The sequence below is a fragment of the Caulobacter sp. LjRoot300 genome (genome assembly GCF_964253875.1).
In the GTDB taxonomy this organism is placed as follows: domain Bacteria; phylum Pseudomonadota; class Alphaproteobacteria; order Caulobacterales; family Caulobacteraceae; genus Caulobacter.
The window spans coordinates 1-7,628 of sequence record NZ_CAXUSA020000018.1 but is presented as its reverse complement, the minus strand read 5'-3'; the positions used below and the strand labels follow the sequence as shown (position 1 = coordinate 7,628).

At 71.1% G+C, this 7,628-nt stretch carries 6 protein-coding genes and 2 pseudogenes; 4 read left to right on the top strand and 4 right to left on the bottom strand.

Annotation, left to right across the window (positions count from 1 at the left end; all coding sequences use genetic code 11):
* Window positions 1-94: pseudogene (locus ACSQ2G_RS23820) on the top strand (hypothetical protein); the annotation flags it as partial.
* 335 nt (window positions 95-429) lie between these two features.
* Here the strand turns inward: ACSQ2G_RS23820 and ACSQ2G_RS23815 are convergent.
* Window positions 430-1,152, bottom strand: coding sequence for an energy transducer TonB family protein (locus tag ACSQ2G_RS23815; protein WP_436034842.1), 723 nt, complete (start codon window positions 1,150-1,152; stop codon window positions 430-432).
* A 197-nt stretch (window positions 1,153-1,349) separates the two neighbouring features.
* Here ACSQ2G_RS23815 and ACSQ2G_RS23810 point away from each other — a divergent pair, with 197 nt between their 5' ends.
* Window positions 1,350-2,222, top strand: coding sequence for a transglycosylase SLT domain-containing protein (locus tag ACSQ2G_RS23810; RefSeq protein WP_436034841.1), 873 nt, complete (start codon window positions 1,350-1,352; stop codon window positions 2,220-2,222).
* 180 nt (window positions 2,223-2,402) lie between these two features.
* Here ACSQ2G_RS23810 and ACSQ2G_RS23805 read toward each other — a convergent pair whose 3' ends face one another.
* Window positions 2,403-3,590, bottom strand: a complete 1,188-nt coding sequence (locus ACSQ2G_RS23805; RefSeq protein ID WP_436034840.1) for a CaiB/BaiF CoA transferase family protein — start codon at window positions 3,588-3,590, stop codon at window positions 2,403-2,405.
* A gap of 64 nt (window positions 3,591-3,654) precedes the next feature.
* The gene (locus ACSQ2G_RS23800; RefSeq protein ID WP_436034839.1) at window positions 3,655-5,469 is read right to left on the bottom strand and encodes a hybrid sensor histidine kinase/response regulator; all 1,815 of its coding nucleotides are present in this window, start codon (window positions 5,467-5,469) and stop codon (window positions 3,655-3,657) included.
* A gap of 162 nt (window positions 5,470-5,631) precedes the next feature.
* Here ACSQ2G_RS23800 and spbR point away from each other — a divergent pair, with 162 nt between their 5' ends.
* Window positions 5,632-6,771 carry a pole-localized protein SpbR gene (spbR, locus tag ACSQ2G_RS23795; protein WP_436034838.1) on the top strand — a complete coding sequence of 380 codons (1,140 nt, stop codon included), beginning with the start codon at window positions 5,632-5,634 and terminating at the stop codon, window positions 6,769-6,771.
* A 198-nt stretch (window positions 6,772-6,969) separates the two neighbouring features.
* Window positions 6,970-7,068: pseudogene (locus ACSQ2G_RS23790) on the top strand (NUDIX hydrolase); the annotation flags it as partial.
* A gap of 113 nt (window positions 7,069-7,181) precedes the next feature.
* Here ACSQ2G_RS23790 and ACSQ2G_RS23785 read toward each other — a convergent pair.
* A partial coding sequence (locus ACSQ2G_RS23785) for a hypothetical protein (protein WP_436034837.1) occupies window positions 7,182-7,628 on the bottom strand: 447 nt, incomplete at its 5' end.

The following is a 7,628-nucleotide window of genomic DNA, read 5'->3' as shown; positions in this document are numbered from 1 at the left end:
GTCCAAAAGGACCGCCGACGGAGCTTCCCGCTCGATCGCCCCCCGCCGCCGCATCGGTCGCTGGCCATGCGCCCTTTCCATGCGTCGAGGTGGGTCAAGGATACGGGCGGTATGGAAGGGTGAGGATCAAATCGGGTCGAGAAAATTCAGGGCGTTGAAATCGCCGGAGTTTGTTCGCCGAACGCCGAGTGCAGCCGGGGACGTGCTCTCACGGCAAGGCCTCGCCGATCGATCCACGGCCTCTGGGTGAGTGCATGTCCCCAACGCCATCCACGGCGTCATGGCACTTCAACACCAAACTCAGCGGCTCCGTTGGGGACACGCACTCACAGCCAGCGCCCTGCAAACCGGCCGGCGCCTTGCCGTGAGTGCGCGTCCCCGGCCGCGCCCCGGCCGCGCCGGCGCCGCCGTGACCCGGCGGACGCGTCCCTAGCCTTCGGCCGCGCTGAAGCGGATCGGGATGCGGACGCTGGCGCCGTCGACGGCCTGGCCGTTCTCCATCTGCGGGCTCATCCGGAAGAACTTCGACAGCTTGACGGCGGCCTTGCCGAAGCCCTCCTCGGACGGGGTTTCGTCCAGCACGCTGCAGGCCTGGATCGAACCGTTGGCCGCCACCGTGCAGTTCAGGGTGGCCATGCCGCCGACGCCGCGGCGCATCGCGCTTTCCGGATAGAACCGGCTGAACTCCGAGGCCCCCGGCTTCTTCAGCCAGTTGGGTCGGGTGATCACCCTGGGCGGGGACGGTTCGACCACGGTCGGCGGTCCAGGCGGCAAATCGGTCTTCAGGTCCACCGGGCCCGGGCCGGGCTGATCGCGTGGGCCTTCGACCGGCTTGACCGGCAGCGGGTCGACCGTTGGGGGCGCGACCAGCGTCGGTTTGTGGACCAATGGCGGGTTCGACGTCGCCTTGGGCGGGACCGGCTTGTCGGGCTTTGGGGGATCGGGGATCACCGGATCGATTTTGAAGGCCGGCGGTTCGCTGCGATCGACCGTGATCGGCGTCACGTACTTCTGGTAGGCCAGGTAGGCGAACAGGCCGGCATGGGCGGCCGAGACCACCACCAGGGCCGCGACCAGGGCCTTCGACGGCTTGCCGCGCGGGGTGTCCAGGCCGGGAATGTAGGAACCGACCGCGCCTTCGTACGCAACCATGGGAGCCTCCTTCTGCGTCGACCGCCTGAAGAAGCCGGGGTCGATGAAGCAAGCGTCTCATGGGGAATTACGTTTGTAAATATTACGAACGTAGATTTTTTACATCCGTAGCTGCGGCGACCCGCCACAGGCAATTTCTGCCGGGTCGGCGCACAGGGTTAAGGCGCGATTAACCATGCGGGCTCACATCTTCGGGCATGGCGAACGTCACCTCCCTCCGCAGCGTCGTCGAGTCGGCGATCCAGCGCGCGTCCAGCGCGACGGGCGTTGACTTCACGTTCCTGATGGGCACGGCCAAGCGCGAGAGCGGCTACAATCCCGCCGCCAAGGCGCGGACCTCGTCGGCCTCGGGCCTGTTCCAGTTCGTCGACCAGACCTGGCTGTCGACGCTGAAGAAGCACGGCGCCAAGTACGGCTACGCCCGCTACGCCGACCTGATCCAGCAGGGGCCGGACGGCCGCTACCGGGTGGCCGGCGACGAGGCCCGCAAGACCGTGTTGGGCCTGAAGCTGGACCCGCACGCCGCCTCGCTGATGGCCGGCGAGCTGACCAGCGACCATGCCTCCTATCTGCGCGGCCGGGTGGGGCGCTCGCCCACCGCCGGCGAGCTCTACGCCGCCCACTTCCTGGGCCCCCAGGGCTCGGCCCGGCTGATCGAGGCGGTCAACGCCTCGCCCGGCGCCAGCGCCGCGGCCCTGTTCCCCGACGCCGCCGCCGCCAACCGCTCGATCTTCTATCGCGAGGGCCGCGCGGCCACGGTCAGCGAGGTCTACGCCAACCTGACCAAGACCGCGGGCGGCGGGGCCGTTCCCGACACCGCGCCGACGACCAACGGGCCCGACACGGACCAGGGTTTCGTCCAGTACGCCACCGGCCGCCGGCTGGAGCGCATCCAGCAGCAGCAGGAACTGGTCAGCCTGATCCTGCGCGGCCCGCAGGACGCCGACAGCGGCTTCAGCTTCGCCTCGGGCGGCGGCTCGTCGGCCCAGCGCATGACCAGTTCGATGTTCTCGTCGGAAATGCTGCGGGTGCTGTCGGACGCCAGCGACGGTTCGAGGAGCAAGCGGTAGGGACTGCGGCCCTCCTCACCTACTCAAAACAACCACCGTCATTCCGGGCCCTGTGCCCGGAACCCCTCTCTCCGCCGCAAGTGCAGGGGTGTGGCGCGCCAGCGCGCCAAGGCGCTTCACCGTCAGCTGCACCAGGGGTTCCGGGCACAAGGCCCGGAATGACGGCTGAAAGGGGAGGACCTAGGAACGGGCGCTCGTCACCCGTTCAATCGCGTCCTCCGACCACCCGATCTCGGTCAGCACCGACGCCGTGTGCTCGCCCAGGCCCGGCGCGGGGCCCCTCGGTCCGTCCGCCGCGCCGGGGAACCGGGCCGGGCCGGCCGGGGCGGGGAAGGTTCCGCCCAAGCCGTCGGGGGTCTCGACGAAGCAGCCGGCCGCGGTCGCCTGCGGGTCGGCGATCAGGTCGCGCGGCGTCTGCCAGGGCGCCCAGGTGAGGTCGCCGGCGTCGAGGGCCGCGGCGGCCTGGGCGTAGTCCATGTCCGCGAAGGCCTCGTCCAGGATGTCGACCAGGGCCCCGCCGTGCTCGCGGCGCAGGCGGGCGCTGGAAAAGCGCGGGTCCTGGGCCAGTTCCGGGCGGCCGGCCGCCGTGGCGATCCGCGCCCAGTCGGTCGAGCCCTGGCGGGCCAGCAGGCAGATCCACCGGCCGTCGCGGGTCTGGAAGAAGTTGGCCAGGGGCTGCACCGCCTCGCGCCGGGGCCGGGTGGAGGCCAGCTTCCCGAACCGCAGCTGGATGGCCATGTCCGAGCCGATCGCATAGACGCCGGTGCGCAGCAGCGAGGTCTCGACCAGCCGGCCGACGCCGGTGCGCTGGCGTTCGTGGACCGCCGCCAGGATGGCGGCCACCGTCGCCAAGGATGTCACGTGGTCGCCCATGCCGGTGCGGATCGGGAAGGGCTCGGCGCCCTTGGGGGCGGTGAGCGCGCCCACCCCGGCCCGCGACCAGAAGGCGGCCACGTCCATGCCCGGCCGGTCGGCGTCGGGACCCTCCAGGCCGTAGCCGGTCAGGCTGCAATAGATCAGGCGCGGGTTGACGGCCTTGAGGCTGTCATGGTCGAGCCCGGCCCGCGCCAGGCCGGCGGGGCGGACATTGGTCAGGAAGATGTCGGCGTCCTTGACCAGGGCCTTGGCGGCGTCGCGGCCGGCCGGGGCGCGGATGTCCAGCACGACCGAGCGCTTGCCCCTGTTGTCCAGCTCGAAGACCGGGTTGGCGGCCTGGTCGGAGCCGAGGGTGTCGAAGAAGCCGCGCATCGGGTCGCCGTCGGGCGACTCGATCTTGATCACGTCGGCGCCCCAGTCGGCCATGATCCCGGCGGCGCCCGGGGCGGCGATATAGGTGGCCAGCTCTATGACCCGCAGATCGCGCAGCATCGCGTTCCTCCCGCCCTTGTCGTTGCGGGGAGTGTGGACGATCCAAACGGTCGTTGGGAAGCGCTTAGGCGACGGCGCTCTGGCCGGCGCCGACCGCCTTGCGGTCCAGGGCCGCCGCGTCGGCGACGGCGCGGGCCACGGCCGCGACGCTGACGGGCTTGCGCAGCACGGTGTCGGCGCCGGCGTCCAGGCATTCGCGGGCCTCGTCGGCGTCGCCGCCGATCACCGCCACGATCGCCACGTCGCGGTTGCCGCCGTCCAGGGCGCGCAGGGCGGCGGCGGTCTGGGGGCCGTCCAGGATCGGCATGCGGCCGTCCAGCATCACCAGGTCGAAGTCGCAGATCCGGGCCAGGTCCAGGGCGCGGCGGCCGTTCTGGGCGTGGACCACCTGGTGGCCCAGCTGCTCGAGGATGGCGCGCAGCATGGCCGCGTTGAGGGCGTCGTCCTCGGCGATCAGGATCCGCAGGTTGCGCGGCGGAGCGCCGGCGGCCTCCACGGGCTGCGGCGTCTCGCCGTCGGCGGGCTCGACCGCGCAGACGGCGGCCTCGTCGAAAGGCAGGGTCAGGGTGAAGCAGCTGCCGACGCCGACGGCGCTGGTCGCCTCCAGGGTCCCGCCCATCAGCCGGGCCAGCTGGCGCGACAGCGACAGGCCCAGGCCCGCGCCGTTGACGCCCGCCCCGGTGCGCTCGACCCGCTGGAACGCCTGGAAGGCCTGGTCCAGCTCCTCGCGCGACAGGCCGGGCCCGGTGTCGGCCACTTCGATGGCGATCCGGCCCTCGCGCCGCTCGACCCGAACCTCGATCCGGCCGCGCACGGTATATTTGACGGCGTTGCCGACGATATTGGCGATGATCTGGCGGGTGCGCAGGGGATCGCCAACCACCGCGCCGAACTGGCGACGCTCCAGGTCCGGTTCGACGTGGACGGCCAGCTCCAGGCCCTTGGCCATCGCGTGGGGACGGTCCAGCAGCACCAGGTCGCGGATCAGGCGGACGGGCTCGAAGGCCACGCTCTCGACCGCCAGGCGGCCGGATTCGGCGGTCTCGGAGTCCAGGGTGGCGTTCAGCACGGCGACTAGGTCCTGGGCGGCGTCGAGGGCGGCGTTCAGCTGTTCTCGTGAGGGAGCCGCGCGTCCCCCTTTTCCGGCGGCGGCGGCCAGCACGTGGGTCACGCCGGTCAGGCCGTTGCGGATCTCGTGGCTGAGGGTGGCGACGATGTCGGACTTGGAGCGGGCCGTGCGCTCGGCCTCCTCCAGCACGGTCAGCCGCTCCTCCAGCAGGGCCTCATGGGCCAGGGCCAGGGCGTGCTGGCGGCCCAGCATGCGGTTGAGGACCAGCGACAGGGCCATGGCCAGGGCGATCGCCCCGAACGCCATGCCGCCGGACCGCTCGCTTTCGGGGTGGGCGAACAGCAGGTACAGCGGCCCGGCCGCCGCGACCGGAGCGGTCAGCAGCAGGACCAGAAGGCAGGGGGCGGCGAAGAAGATGCAGACCACGGCCGCGCCCGCCGAGACCAGCAGCAGCGTCTCGCGCACGCCGCCCGCGCCGTCGGCGAAGGCGGCCATTTGACACACCGTCATGGCCCACAGCAGGCTGGACATCACATGCACCCGCGTCCGCCGGGCCAGGTCGCCGGCCGCGTCGGTGCGCAGCCAGGCGACGACGCCGTAGAAGACGCCCCAGTTGATCGCGAACGCCGCGAAGCTGACCGCCATCCAGCCGGCGTTCCGCGCGAACGAGCCGGCCCAGACATAGATCGGCAGGCTGACGGCGAACACGGCCAGGGCGTAGGGCAGCAGGGCGGTCTGGGCGTCGAGCGCCAGGCGGGCGGCGGCGGCGCCGTCGTCCGTGGGTATGTTTGGTCGGCGCTCGGCGAACAAGGACTGATTCCTCGGCTGGTGAGGTCAGACCCTAGGCGGTCGCGGTTTGCGCCCCGTTACGGCTTATCGTTAACGAGCGCGGCCATGAGGGCAAACAATCGTTAAGCCTAACGAGAGATGATCCGATTCCCCGCCGTTCCGTGGGCTTGAAGGGGAAGACCGATGGCCACCACCCGCGCCGCCCTGACCGAACACGACATCCGCATGCTGGTGAAGGGCGCGACGCCCGACGAGCGCGCCCTGGCCGCTCACAAGCTGTGCCGCACCATCGACCGCGCCGAGCTGGACGAGGCGCAGCGCGCCCTGGCCGGCGAGATCCTGCGGGTGATGGCCGTCGACGCCGCCGAACTGGTGCGCCGCGCCCTGGCCGTGACCCTGCGCAACTCACCCACCCTGCCGACCGACGTCGCCAACCGCCTGGCCCGCGACGTCGAGAGCGTGTCGCTGCCGGTGATCAGCTTCTCGCCGGTGTTCAGCGACGCCGACTTGGCCGAGATCGTCCGCCTGGGTGGGCCGGTGCGCCAGCTGGCCGTGGCCAAACGTCCCAGGCTGTCGGGCAAGGTCGCGGCCCTGCTGGTCGAACAAGGGGGCGAAGAGGTGGTCGCCGCCGTCTGCGCCAACGACAACGCCCGGATGTCGGAGGCCGCCCTGCAGCGGGCGCTGGAGCGCTTCGCCAAGTCCGAGACTGTGTTGACCGCGGTGGCCTACCGCTCGGCCCTGCCGCTGTCGGTGACGGAACGCCTGATCGACATGGTCGGCGACCAGCTGCGCGACCACATCCTGGCGACCCACCCGCTGTCGGCCGAACGGACGCTGGAGCTGATCCTCGGCGCCAAGGAGCGGGCCACGATCGACCTGGTCGACCAGGCCGGCCGCGCCGCCGACGCCAAGGCCTTCGCCGCGCACCTAGCCAGCGTCGGCCGGCTGTCGCCGTCGCTTCTGCTGCGCGCCCTGGCCCATGGTCACATGACCTTCTTCGAGTGGGGCGTGGCCGAACTGGCCGGCGTGCCGCACCACCGCACCTGGCTGATGATCCACGACGCCGGGGCCCTGGGCCTGAAGGCGATCTGCGAGCGGGCCGGCCTGCCGCCACGCCTGTTCCCGGCCCTGCGCGCCGGGGTCGACGCCTTCCACGCCCTGGAATACGACGGTCGCCCCGGCGACCGCGCTCGGTTCCAGGAGCACATGATCCAGCGCTTCCTGACCGCCTCGCCGGCGGTGTCGCGCGAGGACGCCGACTACCTGCTGGACCGCGCGGACCGCCTGCACGAACAGGCGAAGACGGCGGCGGCGGCGGGGTAGGGTTTCCGGAGCCGCCCAGGTTCGACTTTCCAACGTCGTTGCCATCCCGGAAGCGCCTAGCGCTGTCCGGGATCCAGGGGCGGCCGCACCGCCTCAGCCCAGTCCCTTGGGTCCCGGACAGCCTCTGCGAGGCTTCCGGGATGACAACCCTTCGGGACCTCCAATCGGGCCGCGGCCATCGACACGGCGTGCGGGTGGCGCCTGGTCACGGTCGAGCCGTGGGTCGACGGCCCGTCGCTGCGGATTCCGCCCGACGCCGGATATGGCGTCGTGGCCGAGCCGCTGTCGGCGCTTTAGGCGGTAGCGGACGTTTCGAGGGCCTCGGATGGGCGGGAACGCGACCGTCTTCCCGTCCGCTATGGCCCTCGCCGCCATCGTGCTTGTCTGGCTGTGAGGATTGAGTCCTGAGCCTAAGGGGCGTCACGAGCCCCCAGCATGGTGGACGCAGACAGTTCCGGCGCCACAACGGCAAGGTCGTAGCCGCGGATGAGCGCGCGCCATTCAGGCGTCAGGGCTTCCAGATCGGCGCTGCGCAAAGGGCGCAGATCCACCAGGAACCAGTCGCCCGGCGGCGTGTTCGACGGGCGGGCCAGCATCACCTCCTTGGACCAGTCGCTGTCCTTGCCCGTCGTCGCATCGAAGTTGCGCACGGCCACTTGGCGGCCGACCCCGTTGTATCCGGCTTGCACGCCTCTCGCGCCGGTGACGACGATATGGAGGGACTTCACGCCCTCTCCGTCTGCACGTTCAGCGACGAAATTGCCCAGGTCGCGCTGGCCGAGTGGATTGTAGCCCTTGTAGAGATGGTAGGCGCCGAACTTCATCAGTAGGCGTGCCTGCGGCGCCTCGGCAAAATG